We start from the raw sequence: 15,714 nt of genomic DNA on the forward strand, positions 1-15,714 counted from the left end.
ACGGTGTGGTGCGTCCCGATTCCGCCGTCAACGCCCTACATAGCGATGGTTCGCAGTGCCTAATCAGCGGTCAGAACCAGGTGGTGGAGCGGGCGGCACAGCACTCTGAACCATCACCGGCAGCAGGCATGAAAGCCATACCCGCTCCACCTGCATCCGCCGATCCTCGCGGACCGCGGACATCCCTGAAAGGTAGGGCGGCATGATGGGTCACCATGGCTGAACCCACCCTGGCCGAACAGCTCGGCGCTCCACTGCCGGACGGCATTGAATCCCTGCCTGAGCAGCACAAACAGGATCTGGCGGCGGCATTGCGCGACGCCCGGCACCGGCAGGCGCAGGCCCTCGCCCGCGCGGGTGAGGAAAGCCTGAAGTACGTGCCCGCGCTGCTGCGCGGCGCGGTGCGGAAAGCGGTCGGCCTGTGAACCCGGAAATCCTCAAGCTCGCCCGGGTGCTGGACGTCGACCCAGCCCGGCTCAACTACCTCGCCGACGTCGACCAGGGCGAGGTGCGGCTGCTGCGCGAGCAGATGACGACCACGTTGTTCGACGCGAACCTCGTCGTGCTGGAGCGCATGGCGCTGGCGAGCAAGCTGCTGCCGGCCGGGGTGACCGCGAAGATCGCGGAGAAGGTGTTCGGCCCGCTGCTGTGCGCGCGGATCGCCGGGCTGGTCGATGTGTCGCGCGGCGTCGATGTCGCGAAACGGCTGTCGCCGAAGTTCCTCGCCTCGGTCGCCGCGGAGCTGGATCCGCGGCGCGCGACGTCGATCATCACGCGGATCCCGGTGACGACGGTCGTGGCGGTCGCCGAGGAACTGACCCGCCGCGAGGACTGGATCACGCTGGGCCGGTTCGTCGGCCACCTGCCGGACGACACAGTGCGCCGCTGCGTCGGCCTGCTGGACGACGCTGGTCTGCTGCGCACCGCGTATGTGCTGGACGACCCGACCCGGATCTACCACATGCTCAGCCTGCTCGGCGAGGACCGGCTACCCTCGTTGGTCCGCGCCGCCGCGGCGGACGAGTCGCTGTGGGCACCAGCGCTGGACGTGCTGGCCCACCTGAACGAAACTCGCCGGGCAACGGTACGACCGCTGCTCGGCGAGCTTCCGGAAGAACTGCGAGCCCGCGCGGAGGCGGCGCTCGACTAGGCCACGATCAGGTAGATCCCGTATCCGATCACCGCGGCGCAGATCGTGAAGCACACGACCGCGCCGGTCAGCTGAACCGTGCCGGTGCCTCCGTTCGCCCGCGCGGTCACGCGCTCGGACAGCCCGCGCACCCCGTACGCGAACAGTCCGGTGAGCACGACCGCCGCCACCAGCGACACCACGAAAACGATGCCGAGGGCACCCCAGTTGATCGCCATGTCGTCCTCTCTCAGGCCGCGACCGGAGCGGCCTCGGCGGCATCCGGCTCGTTGACAGTGGCCGGCGTGACCGGATTGCGCCGCGACACGAGCCAGATGCCCACCGCGAGCAGCACCCCGACTCCGCCGACGAGGACGGTGCCCCAGCTGCCGCGCGTGGAGACCGCGGCGGCGATAGCCCCGACGATCGCCGCGGCGGGAAGCGTGAGCGCCCAGGCGATCACCATCTTGCCCGCGACGCCCCAGCGGACCTCGGCGAGCTTGCGGCCGAGCCCGGAGCCGATGATGCCGCCCGAGGTGACGTGCGTGGTCGACAGCGCGAAGCCGAGGTGCGACGAGGCCAGGATGACCGCCGCGGAACTCGTCTCCGCGGCAAACCCTTGCGGTGTCTGGATTTCGGTGAGCTTCTTGCCCATTGTCTGGATGATCCGCCAGCCGCCGAAGTAGGTGCCGAGCGCGATCGCCGTGCCGGAGCAGAGGATGACCCAGACCGGCGGACTGGACCCCGGCGCGAGCGAACCGCCCGCGATCAGCGCGAGCGTGATGACGCCCATCGTCTTCTGCGCGTCGTTGGTGCCGTGCGCGAGCGAAACCAGGCTGGCCGAAAGCACCTGGCCGGTTTTGAAGCCCTTGCCGACGACGTCCTGGCGGGACTTCGCGGTGATCCGGTAGACGAGGAAGGTGCCGACGAGCGCGACGACGCCCGCCACCACCGGCGACGCGACCGCCGGGATGAGCACCTTTTCGACGACCTTCGTGAAATGCACCGCGTCCGCGCCGGACGCGATCCAGGTCGCCCCGATCAGCCCGCCGAACAGCGCGTGCGACGAACTCGAGGGCAGCCCGACGAGCCACGTCACGAGGTTCCAGACGATGGCCCCGACCAGTCCGGCGAAAATCACCACCGGCGTGACCTTGGTGTCGTCGACGATTCCGCCGGAAATGGTTTTCGCGACCTCGATCGAAAGAAACGCGCCGACGAGATTCAATACCGCGGAGATCGCGACCGCGACCCGGGGCTTCAGCGCACCGGTGGCGATAGAAGTGGCCATGGCGTTGGCCGTGTCGTGGAACCCGTTGGTGAAGTCGAAGGCCAGCGCCGCGACGATCACCACCAGGACGATGAGAGAAAAGTCCATGCCCGCTCTCCGGTTTGAGTGTCCTGCGGGAATGACGGTACCGACGCGAAGGGTGTCTCCAGATCCCTCAGCGAGTGGCCAGTAGTTGAACTCTGAATGAACTGGATCTTGCCAGCGGCCAGGGTTTTCGCCCGTTCACCTGCTGGTCCTTTTTCATCGTTGCCCGAGCGGTTCGAGACCGCGCTCAAGGGTGGGCGCGCGGGCAGGAACTCTGCCCCCGCGCACTTCCCGGGCCTTCAGGAAACGGGTATGCGGGATATTTCCGGCAATGGGTTCTGGCCCAGATGCTCCGCCCCGGTAGCCGCGGACTCGCGTACCGCGTCGAACCCGTACCGGCGCATTTCCGCTTCGTATTCCCCGATCGCGGCCGGCTGGCCGCTGCTCAACGCGGCGGCGAGTGCGGCACCGTCGCGCATCGCGGTGTTCGCCCCGGCCCCGGCGGCCGGGCTCATCGCGTGGATCGCGTCGCCGGCCAGACACACGCGCGACGGCTCCCACGGCCCGGTTGGCACGCTGGTCCGGATCGAAACGAGGAACGGCGAATCCGGGAGCCAAGTTTCGACTATCCGGCGCACCCGCGGATGCCAGTCCGCGACCCGGTCAAGCACGAACTTCCGCATCTCGTGCCCGGACAGCGCGCGGAGTTCGTCGTCGGTCTGTCCGAAGATTTCCTGGCGCGCACCGAAAGCGCAGGCCAGGTACGGCTCGGCGGGGCTGAGCCGAACCCGCGGTGCGAGGCGCGCGCACACGTCGGCGATCGGCTCCGGATAGTCGACCGGCGCGAAGCCGATCATCTGCTTCTCCGGCCCGGAAACAATGGTGAACACGGCGAACATCTCCGGGTCGAACAGTTCCCGGTTCGCGGCGGTGAGCGGCAACTTCGCGTGCAGCTGCCGCAATCCGGTGTCGGCGACCCGCGCGTGCGGCAGGTATTGCCAGCGCACCGGCGAATTCACGCCGTCCGCGCCGACGAGAACCGCACCGCGCGCGTGTCCCGTCGGCGAAGTGCGCGATCACGCCGTTGTCATGCGTTTCGTACCGGACGAACTCTTTGCCGAAGCGGACGTTGCCGAGTCCCTCGAACAGGATCTGCCGTAGGGTGAACCGGTTGACGTTGCGCTGCACTCCGCCGTCGTCCAGCACGAACTCGGTGAGCGGCGTCAGCTGGCTGTTGTAGATCGTGATGGCGTTGCGCGGCTGGCCCGAGGTGACCAGGAACAGCTCGTGCAGGTGGGGTGGCAGGACTTCCCGCAGCGCCTGGTCGCCGCGGGAATCGATGTGCAGCCGATAACCCTGCCGGCGCGCGTCCAGCGGGAATCGCGTTCGTAGACCTCGCACGGGATCCCGGCTTTGCGCAGCCCCTGGGCGAGGCACAGCCGGCCGAGCCCGGCCCCGATCACGAGCACGGTGTCGTCGGCGTTATTCGCCATCCGCGAAGTCCCTTCCGTACCAACGTTCTGGTTCGAGAGGGACGCACTGGGCTGGCCCGCTTGAGCCGGGCGCTCGGAAAGAGAGCGAATGAGCCGTCCGGCCTAACCCATACCGGACAATGGCCTTTCGCGCGTCCTGTTCCGTTGCACGCTAGCGCAGCCGCGGACTCCGTCGCCACCTGATCAACGCAGCTTTGCCCCTTTCCGCCACACCGCGTGGGTCAACGGGACCCCGGGCCGATAAGCGAGATGCGTCGTCGACGGGGCGTCGAGTACGTGCACATCCGCCCGCGCACCCGGCCGCAGGTACCCGAAGTCATCACGACGAAGCGCCCGTGCGCCGCCGGCCGTCGCCGACCACACGGCCTCGTCCACGGTCATCCGCATCTGCAGCACGGCCGTCGTCACGCAGAACGCCATCGACGTGGTGTACGAGCTGCCCGGATTCGCGTTGCTCGCCAACGCGACCGTCGCGCCAGCGTCGAGTAACCGCCGCGCCGGAGCAAGCGACTGCCTCGTCGACAAATCGCACGCGGGCAACACCGTCGCGACCGTGTTGGACGACGCGAGCGCCTCGACGTCAGCGTCGCTCAGGTACGTGCAGTGGTCGACGCTCGCCGCGTCCAGTTCCACCGCCAACCGCACACCGGGGCCCTCGCCGAGCTGATTGCCGTGCACCCGCAGACCAAGCCCACGCTCCGCCGCCGCCTTGAGCACCCGCGCCGACTGAGCCTCGTCGAACGCCCCGGTCTCGCAGAACACATCGGCCCACCGCACATGCGGAGCGACCGCGTCCAGCATCTCGCCACAGACCAAGTCCACATAGGACTCCGCATCGGCACCCGGTGGGACGAGGTGCGCCCCGAGAAACGTCACCTCGTCGGCGACCTCGCCGGCAATTCGCGCCGATCGTGCCTCGTCCGCGACAGTGAGGCCGTAACCGGTCTTCGTCTCCAGGCAAGTGGTGCCCTGCGCAGCCGCTTCCTCGACATGTCGACGCAGATTCGCCGCCAGCTGCTCGTCCGAAGCCGCCCGCGTCGCGTCGACGGTGACGGCGATTCCGCCTGCCGCGTAAGCCTGTCCGGCCATCCGCGCCTCGAACTCCGCGGTGCGGTCGCCCGCGAACACGAGGTGGGTGTGGCTGTCCACCCACCCGGGCAGCACAGCGCGGCCCTCGACGTCCACGCGCTCGTCGGCGTCCGGAGCCTGCGCGGCCGGACCGGCCCACGCGACGGTCTCGCCGTCGAGCACCAGCGCTGCGTCGCGGAGCTTGCCCAGCTCCGGGTCGTTCGTGGTGAGCTCGCCGATTCCGGTGATCAGAACTGCCACAGCGCCTCGATCTCCTTGGCCAGTACGGTTTCCGGTCGTTCGATCAGCACGTGCGCACCGTCGCGCACCACTTCCCGTCCGGCCACCACCACGGTACGGACGTCCGCGGCCGCGGCGGCGAACAGCACGCCGGACGGTTCGATCCCGGCCGTGCGCACCGTGTCCGTCGCGACGGTGACCAGGTCCGCCCCGGCACCGGCCGCGAGAGTGCCGGTCTCCGGCCAGCCCGCGGAGATGTGCTCGGTGCCGGCGACGAGCAGCTCTTCCGCGGTGAACCGGCCGCGTTCCTCGCTGGCGAGCCGGTCGTCCAGCTCGAGCGCCCGAGTCTCCTCGAACGCGTCGACCACCGCGTTGCTGTCACTCCCGATGCCGAGCCGCACGCCCGCGTCGAGCAGGCTCCGGGCCGGTCCGATGCCGTCGCCGAGGTCCCGTTCGGTGGTCGGGCAGAAGCACACGCCACTCCGGGATTCGCCCAGCCACTTGATGTCCTGCTCGGTCAGATGCGTCGCGTGCACCGCGGTAAGCCGCTCGCCGAGCACGCCGTAATCCCAGAGCAGCCCGGTCGGCGTCCAGCGGTACGCGGCCTCGCACTGCTCGTTCTCCGCGCGCTGTTCGGACAGGTGGATGTGCAGCGGCCGGTCCTCCGGCACCGCGTTGTCCACTTTCGGCAGCTCGTACTCCGGCACCGCGCGCACCGAGTGGATCGCCCCACCGACACGAAAGAGGTCGTCTTCTTTCAGCAGCGCGACGCGTTCCGCCCAGTTTTCGGCGGAACCGTCCGAAAATCGCTGCTGTACCTCGTCCGGCGGCACACCGATGCCGCCCGCGAGATAGCAGGTGTCGAGCAGCGTCATCCGGATCCCGGCGTCCCGCGCGGCCTGCCGCAACGCGTCGCCCATGGCGTTAGGCGAAGCGTACGGCTTGCCGCCCGGCCCGTGGTGCAGATAGTGGAACTCGGCGACGCTCGTGTAGCCCGCCAGCACCATCTCGGCGTAGACGCCCCGGGCGAGCCGGTAGTACGAATCCGGATCGAGCCGGGCGGCGAGCGAATACATCCGCTCCCGCCACGTCCAGAACGTGCCCCGCTCGTGGTGCGTCCGGCCCCGCAGCGCGCGGTGGAACGCGTGCGAGTGCCCGTTGGCGAACCCCGGCAAAGTCAGTCCATTAAGGACAGTTCCGGTCTTCTGCGCGTTCGCGGTCACCGAAACGATCCGGCCGTCGGCAATCTCGATCCGGACCGCTTCCGCGACTCCGTCGGGCAGCCAGGCCCGTTCGCACCAGTACGTGGTCATCGCGCGAGCCGCTCCAGCACCTCGGCCAGCGCCCGAGCGCCAGCTTCGACGTCGTCCGCCTCGGCGAATTCCTCCGGAGCGTGGCTGATCCCGGTCGGATTGCGGACGTAGAGCATCCCGGACGGCACGAATCCCGCCAGGATCGCCGCGTCGTGCCCGGCACCGGTGGGCAGCTCGGGCGGATTGCCCAGCCATTCCCCCAGCGACCGCCGCAGCGCATCGTCGAACACCACGTCGTCGGAGTACGACTCGCGCGTGACCGCCAGTTCGCACCCTTCGGCTTCCGCAGCAGCCCGCGCCGCCTGCGTGATCTCCTCGACCAGCTGCGGAGTCGACGTACCTGGCACCCGCGCGTCCAGCCATAGATCCACAGTGGACGCGATCACGTTGGTCCCGCCCGGCGTGGGCACCAGCCGTCCCACAGTCGCCCGCGCGTCCGACAACTTCCGCGCCAACTGCCGCGCCGCCACCACGGTCTCGGCAGCGGGAAGCATCGGATCCACGCGGTCCGCGAGCAACGTCGCACCCGCGTGATTTCCCTGTCCGGCAAAGGAAAACCGCCAGCGGCCGTGCGCGATCACCGTACTGCCGACCGCCACCGGCGAGCCGAGGTCGATCAGTCCCCTGCCCTGTTCGACATGCAATTCCAGGAACTGCCCGATCAGCCCGAGCCGATCCGGATCCGCGCCGACACGGTCCACGTCCAGCCCGGCCTTCGCGGCGGCCTCGGCGAACGTGACGCCGGACGGATCACGCAGCGCCCGGGCCCGGTCCGCGTCGATCGTCCCGGTGAGCAGCCGCGAACCGAGACACGGCACGCCGAAGCGGCCGCCCTCCTCCTCGGCGAAGACCACCACCGCGAACGGCTTGGCCGGACGAAACCCCTTGGCTTGCAAAGCTTCTACTGCCGCCAGCGCACTCACGACGCCGAGCGGCCCGTCGAACGCGCCTCCGCCCGGCACCGAGTCCAGATGGCTGCCGGTGACGACCGCGTTCGCGCCGGGAGCGCCCCACCACGCCCAAAGGTTGCCGTTGCGATCAGTCTCGACGTCGAGGCCCACCTGCTGCGCCCGTTCGACGAACCACGTGCGCAGGTCATGCTCCGGCGCATCGAACGCGTGCCGCGAGTAACCGCCGCGCCGGGCGTCGCGCCCGACGTCGGCGATCTCGGCGAGCAGCTCGGATGCGGTCACGCCTGCTCCCGCATCGGCACCCGCACGCCGCGCTCGTCGGCGACCTCGGCCGCCCGGTCGTATCCGGCGTCGACGTGCCGGATGACGCCCATGCCCGGGTCGTTCGTGAGCACCCGCTCCAGCTTCTGCGCGGCCAGCGGCGTGCCGTCCGCGACGCTCACCTGCCCAGCGTGGATGGACCGGCCCATGCCGACCCCGCCGCCGTGGTGGATGGACACCCAGCTCGCCCCGGACGAGGTGTTGACCAGCGCGTTGAGCAGCGGCCAGTCGGCGATCGCGTCGGAGCCGTCGGCCATGCCCTCGGTCTCGCGGTACGGCGAGGCGACGCTGCCCGAGTCGAGGTGGTCGCGGCCGATCACGACCGGGGCCTTCAGCTCGCCGCTGGCCACCATCTCGTTGAAGCGCAGGCCGGCCAGGTGCCGTTCGCCGTAGCCGAGCCAGCAGATCCGGGCGGGCAGGCCCTGGAACGCGACACGCTCGCCGGCCATCTTGATCCAGCGGGCCAGCGATTCGTTCTCCGGGAACAGCTCGAGCATCGCGCGGTCGGTCGCGGCGATGTCCTCCGGGTCGCCGGACAGCGCGGCCCAGCGGAACGGCCCGTTGCCCTCGCAGAACAGCGGCCGGATGTAGGCGGGCACGAAACCGGGAAAGTCGAACGCGCGCTCGCAGCCGCCGAGTTTCGCCTCGCCGCGCAAGGAGTTGCCGTAGTCGAACACCTCGGCGCCGCGGTCGAGGAACCCGAGCATCGCGTTGACGTGGTCGGCCATCGACTCGCGCGCCCGGTCGGTGAACTCGTCCGGCTTCTTCGCCGCGTAGTCCTGCCAGTCGTCCACGCTGACGCCCTTGGGCAGGTAGGACAGCGGGTCGTGCGCGGAGGTCTGGTCCGTGACGATGTCCACCTCGACGTCGCGGCGCAGCAGCTCCGGCAGCACCTCCGCGGCGTTGCCGACGACACCGACCGACAGCGGACGCCGCTCCTTCTTCGCCGCGGTGACCCGCCGGATCGCGTCGTCCAGGTCGTCGGCCACCTCGTCCAGGTAGCGGTGCTCGACCCGGCGGTGCGCACGCTGGGCGTCGACCTCGATGCACAACGCCACGCCATCGTTCATCGTGACCGCCAGCGGCTGCGCGCCGCCCATGCCGCCGAGGCCGGCGGTGACGGTGAGCGTGCCGCGCAGCGTTCCGCCGAACCGCTTCTTCGCCACCGCGGCGAACGTCTCGTAGGTGCCCTGCAGAATGCCTTGCGTGCCAATGTAAATCCACGAACCGGCGGTCATCTGGCCGTACATGGTGAGGCCCTGCTGCTCGAGCCGGCGGAACTCGGGCCAGGTCGCCCAGTCGCCCACCAGGTTCGAGTTCGCGATCAGCACCCGGGGTGCCCATTCGTGCGTGCGGAACACGCCGACCGGCTTGCCGGACTGGACCAGCAGCGTCTCGTCCTGCTCCAGCGCGGTCAGCTCGCGCGTGATCGCATCGAAGCTCGCCCAGTTGCGCGCGGCGCGGCCGGTGCCGCCGTAGACCACGAGGTCCTCGGGACGCTCGGCGACCTCCGGGTCGAGGTTGTTGTGGAACATCCGCAGCGCGGCCTCGGTCTGCCAGTTCTTCGCGGTCAGCGAGGTGCCGCGGGCGGCTCGGACGGTACGGGCGGTGCTAGTCATGCTCAGGCCTCCAGTTCGGCCGCGGCCAGGACAGCGCCCGACCGCACGAGTTCTTCGGCGGCCGCGATCTCGGGCGCCAGGTGACGGTCGGGGCCAGGACCCTCGACCTTGGTGCGCAGCAGGTCCCGGACGCGTCCGGTGACCGGAGAAGGCTGCAGCGGAGCGCGGAAATCGAGCGCGCGGGCCGCGGTGAGCAGTTCGACGGCGAGCACGGTGGTCAGGCCGTCGACCGCCTTGCGCAGCTTGCGCGCGGCGGACCAGCCCATCGACACGTGGTCCTCCTGCATCGCGCTGCTCGGGATCGAGTCGACCGACGCGGGCACCGCGAGCCTCTTCAGCTCGCTGACCACGGCGGCCTGCGTGTACTGCGCGATCATGTGCCCGGAGTCGACCCCGGGGTCGTGCGCGAGGAACGGCGGCAGCCCGTGCGACCGCGCCTGGTCGAGCATCCGGTCGGTGCGGCGTTCGGCGATGCTCGCCACGTCCGCCACCGGCACCGCGAGGAAGTCGAGCACGTACGCGACCGGCGCGCCGTGGAAGTTGCCGTTCGACTCCACCCGGCCGTCGGCCAGCACGACCGGATTGTCCACAGCGGACTGCAGCTCCCGGTCCGCGACCAGTTCCGCGTGCGTGAGCGTGTCCCGCGCGGCACCGTGCACCTGCGGCGCGCACCGCAGCGAGTACGCGTCCTGCACCCGGTTGCAGTCCGGGCCGCGGTGGCTTTCCACGATCTTCGAGCCCTGCAGCGCCGCGAACATCCGCGCCGCGCTGGTCGCCTGCCCAGGATGCGGACGCAGCGCCTGCAGATCGGCGGCGAACGCGCGGTCGGTGCCCAGCAGCGCCTCGACGCTCATCGCCGCGGTGAGGTCCGCGACGTCCAGCAGCCGGTGCAGATCAGCGGTGGCGAGCAGCAGCATGCCGAGCATGCCGTCGGTGCCGTTGGTGAGCGCGAGGCCCTCCTTCTCGGCCAGCACGATCGGCGTGATCCCGGCCGCCCGCAAGGCGTCCGCGGCGGGCTTCCGCTCACCCGCGTGGAACACCTCGCCCTCGCCCATCAACGCCAGCGCGACCGCGGCCAGCGGCGCGAGGTCGCCGGAGCAACCGAGCGAGCCGTACTCGTGCACGACCGGCGTGATGTCCGCGTTGAGCAGCGCCGCAAGCGTTTGCGCCGTCTGCGGGCGCACGCCGGTGTAGCCGCTGGCCAGCGTGCGCAGGCGCAGCAGCATCAGGGCGCGCACCACCTCCGGCTCCACCGCGGGCCCGGCGCCCGCGGCGTGCGAACGGATCAGGCTGCGCTGCAGCGCGGTGCGGCTTTCGACCGGGATGTGGCGGGTGGCGAGCGCGCCGAACCCGGTCGAGACCCCGTAGGTCGGCGACGTGGCGTCGGCGAGATCTTCGATGTGCTGGCGGGTGGCGGCGAGGTTCTTCTCGACCGTCTCGGCGAGCCCGACGTGCGCGTGCCCACGGACGATGTCGACGACCTGCGCCGCGGTCATCGGCTTCGAGCTCAGGAGGACTGGTTCCGGCATGCCGCCATTGCACCTCCCGGCGGGCCTCGGCGACAGAGCGGAGTTCGCGGTAGTGTCTGGTATCCAAGACAAGACGTGGCGAGGGCCTCGACCACCTGCGCGAAGGGACCCCTCATACTCCGTTCGGGCAGTGCGAGGGGTCCTCTCGCACCCTTACCGGAGGAGGCGGCAGTGAGCAGTTCCGACGTTCCCGCCCTGCGCAACGGCCTCTCCGTGCTGCGCCTGCTCGCCGGCCACGCCGGCCCGGTCTCGGCCGCCGCCATCGCCCGCGACCTGGAATTGCCCCGGTCGACGACGTATCACCTGCTCAACGAGCTGACCGCGGCCGGCTTCGTCACCCATCTGCCCGCCGAACGCCGCTACGGCCTCGGCATCGCCGCCTTCGAACTCGGCTCGGCCTACCTGCGTCACGACCCGCTGGAGCGACTGGCCGGCCCGCTGCTGCGCAAGCTGGTCGACCGCATCGGCCACACCGCGCACCTGGGCGTCCTGCACGGCAACGAATCGCTGTACCTGATCAAGGAACGCCCAGCCCGCCCGGAAACCCTGGTCACCGACGTCGGCGTGCGCCTGCCCGCGCAACTGACCGCGTCCGGCCGCGCGATGCTGCAGCACCTGCCCGCCGCACACGTCCGAGCCCTGTTCCCGGCCGCCGCGTCGTTCGTCCTGCGCACTTCGCGCGGACCTAATTCGCTCGCCGCGCTACGCCGCACCTTGGCAGCCGAACGTCGCCTGGGCTGGTCAGTGGAAGACGGTCACGTGACAGCGGGCTTCGCCTCTGTCGCCGCTCCAGTGTTCGACCACGGCTCCCGCCCGATGGCGGCGATCAGCGTGACGCTGCGCCACCTCTGCCCGGACGACGGTCCCTGCGAAGAAACCTTCCCCGATCTAGCCGAAGCCGTCGCCGCGACAGCCGCAACGCTCACCACGCACATCGGCGGCACCCGCCCGGCGTGAGATCAGGGGTTCGGGACGCAAAACCCCACCTCCCGGCAATTCGCCAGAAATGCCGACCCCAGAACGTTGGTACAAACGCAGCATAGTTTCGACCGCGCATTCCAGCCAAGACAAAACCGACACAACGACACTCTGCCGCCGCGCGTGTCCCCCACTTGTCGCAATACCGGCATTGCCCGCCGCCAATGGACGATTGACAGCCACTATCCCCTCCGGTATAGCTCTAATGGGGCTTAAAGCGAAACTCAAAACATCAGGGGGCTTGAGTGGATTCGCTTCAGGACGTTTCTGCTTGTTTGCTTACCGGTCACCGGTAGGCCATCTTCACTGATCCGGGTATCGCGGGGGCGGCACCCGGATCAGCATTGCTCTGCCATCCCACCATTCCCGCACAGCGATTCGCGCGCAATGCGACTCGCTGCGATGACCCTTGTCCGCATTCGGGCGAGGACAGCAACCGGCCTTGTGCTGCCGAACAGCACCGAATAGGAGCATTTCACCGATGAAACCCAACTGGGCCTTCAGCCTGGGCGAACTGTTCGATCACCGAAGCAGTTCCGGCAAGCCCATGACGTTCCACCTGTCCCGGCCGCTGGACATTGACCGGGAAAACCGCTCGACGCTCGACCTCCCCGCATTGGCGTCCCTGGTCCGGGAATCCGCGGGCGTGCTGAGTGAAGCGGGCGTAAAACCCGGCGACCGAGTCGTCGTCTACAAAGCCAATCATTTCGACTGCATTCTTCTGGCCGCCGCGATCTCCCGGATCGGCGCGGTCGCCGTGATGCTGTCCGGCCGGCTGGGAAAGGAAGCCGCACAAAGCCTGATCCGCCGCGCAGAACCTTCGGCGGTCGTCACCGACGCCGAACGCATCGAACGCGCGGAAATCTCGCCCGCGGTGTTCCCTGATCTCGCCGGAAAGATCTTCAGCGTCGACGGAGACTCCCCGCACGCGCAGACCTACGCGGACCTCAAAGCAGAGCCGCACCTGCACGCCGTCCCCCGCCGGGACGACGAACTCCTGATGCTCACCCACACCTCCGGCACCACCGGCATTCCCAAGCTGATCATCTTCCCGCCGGCCACCATTCAAAAACAAATGGCCAGGCTGGAATGCCGCCATTTCCCGCCCCTGACGTTCCGCCGCAACGACGTAGTGGCCATGTTCACGCCCTACGTGCACGCGCGGGCCTTCACCTGGATCTATTCGGTGCTGACGCTGTCCCCGGCCACCGTACTGGCCATGGACGACAGCTCCCCGGACGTGGTCGACCGCGTTTTCCGCCAATACCGGCCGACGTTCATGGAAGCGCTGCCCATCGACTACTCGGCCATGGCCCCGCTTATCCGCACCAGGGCGAACAACCCGTTCGCCCACATCCGCCTGTTCGCCGGAAACTTCGACGCGATCCGCTGGCCGGTGATCCGCCGCTTCCTGAACGCGTCCCGGCACCCGTTCCCGCTCTGGCGCGACGGTTACGGCCAGTCGGAAACCGGCGGCATGGGCATGACCGTGCTCTCGCGCCGCGCGGCGAACCGCCCGCGCGACCACAAATCCGGCCCGCGCGTCGTAGGCCGCCCGATGCCCGGTTTCGTCACCCTCAAGATCGTCGATCCCACGACTTTCGAACCGGTCGAACGCGGCCGGCCCGGACTGGTTCTGGCCAAGACAAAGGCCCGCTGCGCCGGCTACTACGGCGAACCCGAACGCTGGAAGGAAAAACTGGTGGGCGACTGGTGGAACACCGGCGACATCGGCATCCTTACCCCGACTGGAGCACTGAAGATCGTCGACCGCGAGGTCAACTTCGCGTCCGGCATCGGCTACCTGGAATTCGAAGACACCCTGGTAGACCGCCTGCCGGAAGGCTCCGACGTCGCGATCCTCCCCCGCGAAAACGACCTGCCGCTCCCCATCGTCGCCACGCGAGACGGCCGCCTGGACGACACCGACTGGTCCCGAGCCCGCACCGGCCTGCCCGCTCTGGCGGATCCCGTCGTCATCACCACGACGGACATGCCAAGGACCGCGACCGGAAAGATCGTCCGGGAAGAACTGCGCCGCACGCACCTGAACACCGTGGCCACCCCCGGCACCGGACGTTGGACATGATCAGCAACGGCTTCAGCGTCGAACCCTTGACCACGTCCTGCCGCGAAGTCTGGGAATCCCGCCGCCACGCGGTCTTCGGCGTCAGCCCCGGCAACAGCTATTTCAATGTCGACCGCCTGCGCGCCACGTTGGACTGGCTGCAAACGGAATTCAAGCAAATCGACGTCATCATCCCCGACAGCGCCCTGAAACACACCTTTATCGCGCTCGGGTACGACGAAGGCAAGGCAGCGAAGAAGGCACGATCAGAAACCAACGTCCTGCGCAACCGAGTACTCCGAGCCTGGACCGACCTAGACGGCCCAAGACCCACCGACGGCCTGCACCGCATGTCCGAACTCTCGGCAAACCCCACCTACACCGAGGTTTTGGCACACTGCGCCCACCTGACCGCCGCGGACCCCGTCCTGGCCGACGCCAGCACAGAAATGACCAAAGAAGTCCTAGCCGCCAAAGGACTAGTCGGCGACGCCACCCCGGCCCAAATCACCGAAGCGAAAAACTACCTCATCGCCGAACTGCCGTTCTTCGTGTCTTCCTGCAGAATCTTCGACGTAGACGCCTCCCTGAATTTCTACCACCAGCCCCTCCCCCTGGCGAACGTAATCTTCTCGGACACCTCAGCCCTGAAACCGGACCCCGGCCAGGGCTACGCCACAATCCGCCCGCCTGAGCACGGAGACACTCGATGACCGACCAATATGACCAGGTAGCCGCCACTTTCGCCGACGTGGAAGCGGTGATCAGCTTCGTCCGGGAAAATCTGGAATGGCCGTCCTTCAAAGAACTCCTGGGCGACCTGCGAGGACTGCGAGTCCTGGACGTAGGCTGTGGCGAGGGCAGCTTCACCCGCCGAATCCAGCAGTTGGGCGCCGCGCACGTAGTAGGCACGGACCTGTCCCCCGGCATGATCGCCCTTGCCCGGCAAGCGGAAGCGCGGAACCCGCAAGGCATCACCTACGAGGTCCAAGACCTGAAGACAATGCCGCCCCAGGGCGAGTTCGACGTAGTGACCGCGATCCACGTTCTGCACTACGCGGACACCCGGGAAACCATGCAAACCATGGCGAAAACCATGCACGCCAACCTCAAACCCGGCGGCAGGCTGGTGGTCCTGAGCGCGAACGCCAACTCCAGCGAAGAATCCGAAACCGCGGCCGGCTTCCGGACCTACCGCCCGGCCAACCCTCAGGAAGGCGACAAGTTCAAAGTCGCAGTCCTGACGACGCCGCCCACGGAGATCGAAGTACACCACTGGCCCACCGAGACAATCGTGGACGTCCTGGAGACCGCAGGCTTCACCAACGTCACGTGGGCCCCAGTGAAACCCGCCGCAACCGTCGCCCCAGCCGACCGAACCCGAGCCGAACGCTGCGCGAAAAGCCCCACAAGCCTAACCATCACAGCCACAAAGCCCTAACCCCGCCAAACCGCCGCGAGCCGAGCCGCACGGACTCGCGAGCACAGCGATTGGCTGAACTGACTCCACGCCCCGACTTCGATCAGGCCTCCGCGCTACGCCGACACGTCGACGAAGGTCCGCGACGCCCCGCCCGCCACACACCCCATGAGATCGACTCCCACGACCAACGCTCGCGCCGAACTTCAACCCCGCCGCGTCGCCGTTCCGCCCCTGCTGCCACCTGCCCCCAAAACCCAGCCCCGAGCAAACCCAGACCAACCCACCCAAACCAACCACCACGATGGGG

Annotated in this window: 14 protein-coding genes; 6 read left to right on the forward strand and 8 right to left on the reverse strand. The window is 68.7% G+C overall.

What is annotated here, in order from left to right; genetic code table 11:
* The first annotated feature begins 215 nt into the window (after positions 1-215).
* A complete protein-coding gene (locus ATK30_RS11480; RefSeq protein ID WP_101435598.1) occupies positions 216-425 on the forward strand; it encodes a hypothetical protein in 210 nt (69 codons plus the stop codon).
* Positions 422-1,150, forward strand: a complete 729-nt coding sequence (locus ATK30_RS11485) for a hypothetical protein (protein WP_101435599.1) — start codon at positions 422-424, stop codon at positions 1,148-1,150. Before ATK30_RS11480 ends, ATK30_RS11485 begins: the two co-directional genes overlap by 4 nt.
* Here ATK30_RS11485 and ATK30_RS11490 read toward each other — a convergent pair.
* The 8 genes from ATK30_RS11490 to hutH form a co-directional block, all read right to left on the reverse strand.
* Positions 1,147-1,368, reverse strand: coding sequence for a hypothetical protein (locus tag ATK30_RS11490; protein ID WP_101435600.1), 222 nt, complete (start codon positions 1,366-1,368; stop codon positions 1,147-1,149). The genes ATK30_RS11485 and ATK30_RS11490 overlap by 4 nt on opposite strands.
* Positions 1,369-1,379: 11 nt before the next feature.
* Positions 1,380-2,507: an inorganic phosphate transporter gene (locus tag ATK30_RS11495; RefSeq protein ID WP_101435601.1), complete on the reverse strand. Its 1,128-nt coding sequence runs from the start codon at positions 2,505-2,507 to the stop codon at positions 1,380-1,382.
* Positions 2,508-2,743: 236 nt separating this feature from the next.
* Positions 2,744-3,451 (reverse strand): FAD-dependent oxidoreductase, encoded by a 708-nt coding sequence (locus tag ATK30_RS46105; protein ID WP_244194585.1) that lies wholly within the window; start codon positions 3,449-3,451, stop codon positions 2,744-2,746.
* A gap of 669 nt (positions 3,452-4,120) precedes the next feature.
* Complete coding sequence (gene hutI / locus ATK30_RS11505; protein ID WP_101435602.1) at positions 4,121-5,266, reverse strand: imidazolonepropionase; 1,146 nt, start codon at positions 5,264-5,266, stop codon at positions 4,121-4,123.
* Positions 5,254-6,558, reverse strand: a complete 1,305-nt coding sequence (locus tag ATK30_RS11510) for a formimidoylglutamate deiminase (RefSeq protein ID WP_101435603.1) — start codon at positions 6,556-6,558, stop codon at positions 5,254-5,256. Before ATK30_RS11510 ends, hutI begins: the two co-directional genes overlap by 13 nt.
* A complete protein-coding gene (locus ATK30_RS11515; RefSeq protein ID WP_101435604.1) occupies positions 6,555-7,751 on the reverse strand; it encodes an allantoate amidohydrolase in 1,197 nt (398 codons plus the stop codon). The genes ATK30_RS11510 and ATK30_RS11515 overlap by 4 nt, the downstream gene beginning before the upstream one ends.
* Positions 7,748-9,409, reverse strand: coding sequence for a urocanate hydratase (gene hutU, locus ATK30_RS11520; RefSeq protein ID WP_101435605.1), 1,662 nt, complete (start codon positions 9,407-9,409; stop codon positions 7,748-7,750). The genes ATK30_RS11515 and hutU overlap by 4 nt, the downstream gene beginning before the upstream one ends.
* Before the next feature lie 2 nt (positions 9,410-9,411).
* The gene (gene hutH / locus ATK30_RS11525) at positions 9,412-10,938 is read right to left on the reverse strand and encodes a histidine ammonia-lyase (RefSeq protein ID WP_101435606.1); all 1,527 of its coding nucleotides are present in this window, start codon (positions 10,936-10,938) and stop codon (positions 9,412-9,414) included.
* 171 nt (positions 10,939-11,109) lie between these two features.
* Here hutH and ATK30_RS11530 point away from each other — a divergent pair, with 171 nt between their 5' ends.
* The 4 genes from ATK30_RS11530 to ATK30_RS11545 all read left to right on the forward strand — a co-directional run bounded on the left by ATK30_RS11530 (position 11,110) and on the right by ATK30_RS11545 (position 15,425).
* Positions 11,110-11,895 carry an IclR family transcriptional regulator gene (locus tag ATK30_RS11530; protein WP_101435607.1) on the forward strand — a complete coding sequence of 262 codons (786 nt, stop codon included), beginning with the start codon at positions 11,110-11,112 and terminating at the stop codon, positions 11,893-11,895.
* 502 nt (positions 11,896-12,397) lie between these two features.
* Positions 12,398-14,005 carry a class I adenylate-forming enzyme family protein gene (locus ATK30_RS11535; protein ID WP_244194586.1) on the forward strand — a complete coding sequence of 536 codons (1,608 nt, stop codon included), beginning with the start codon at positions 12,398-12,400 and terminating at the stop codon, positions 14,003-14,005.
* Complete coding sequence (locus ATK30_RS11540; RefSeq protein WP_101435608.1) at positions 14,002-14,697, forward strand: tRNA-dependent cyclodipeptide synthase; 696 nt, start codon at positions 14,002-14,004, stop codon at positions 14,695-14,697. The genes ATK30_RS11535 and ATK30_RS11540 overlap by 4 nt, the downstream gene beginning before the upstream one ends.
* The gene (locus ATK30_RS11545) at positions 14,694-15,425 is read left to right on the forward strand and encodes a class I SAM-dependent methyltransferase (protein WP_101435609.1); all 732 of its coding nucleotides are present in this window, start codon (positions 14,694-14,696) and stop codon (positions 15,423-15,425) included. The genes ATK30_RS11540 and ATK30_RS11545 overlap by 4 nt, the downstream gene beginning before the upstream one ends.
* The last annotated feature ends 289 nt before the right edge of the window (positions 15,426-15,714 follow it).

Origin of the sequence: Amycolatopsis echigonensis (assembly GCF_002846615.1) — a bacterium.
Taxonomy (GTDB): domain Bacteria; phylum Actinomycetota; class Actinomycetes; order Mycobacteriales; family Pseudonocardiaceae; genus Amycolatopsis; species Amycolatopsis echigonensis.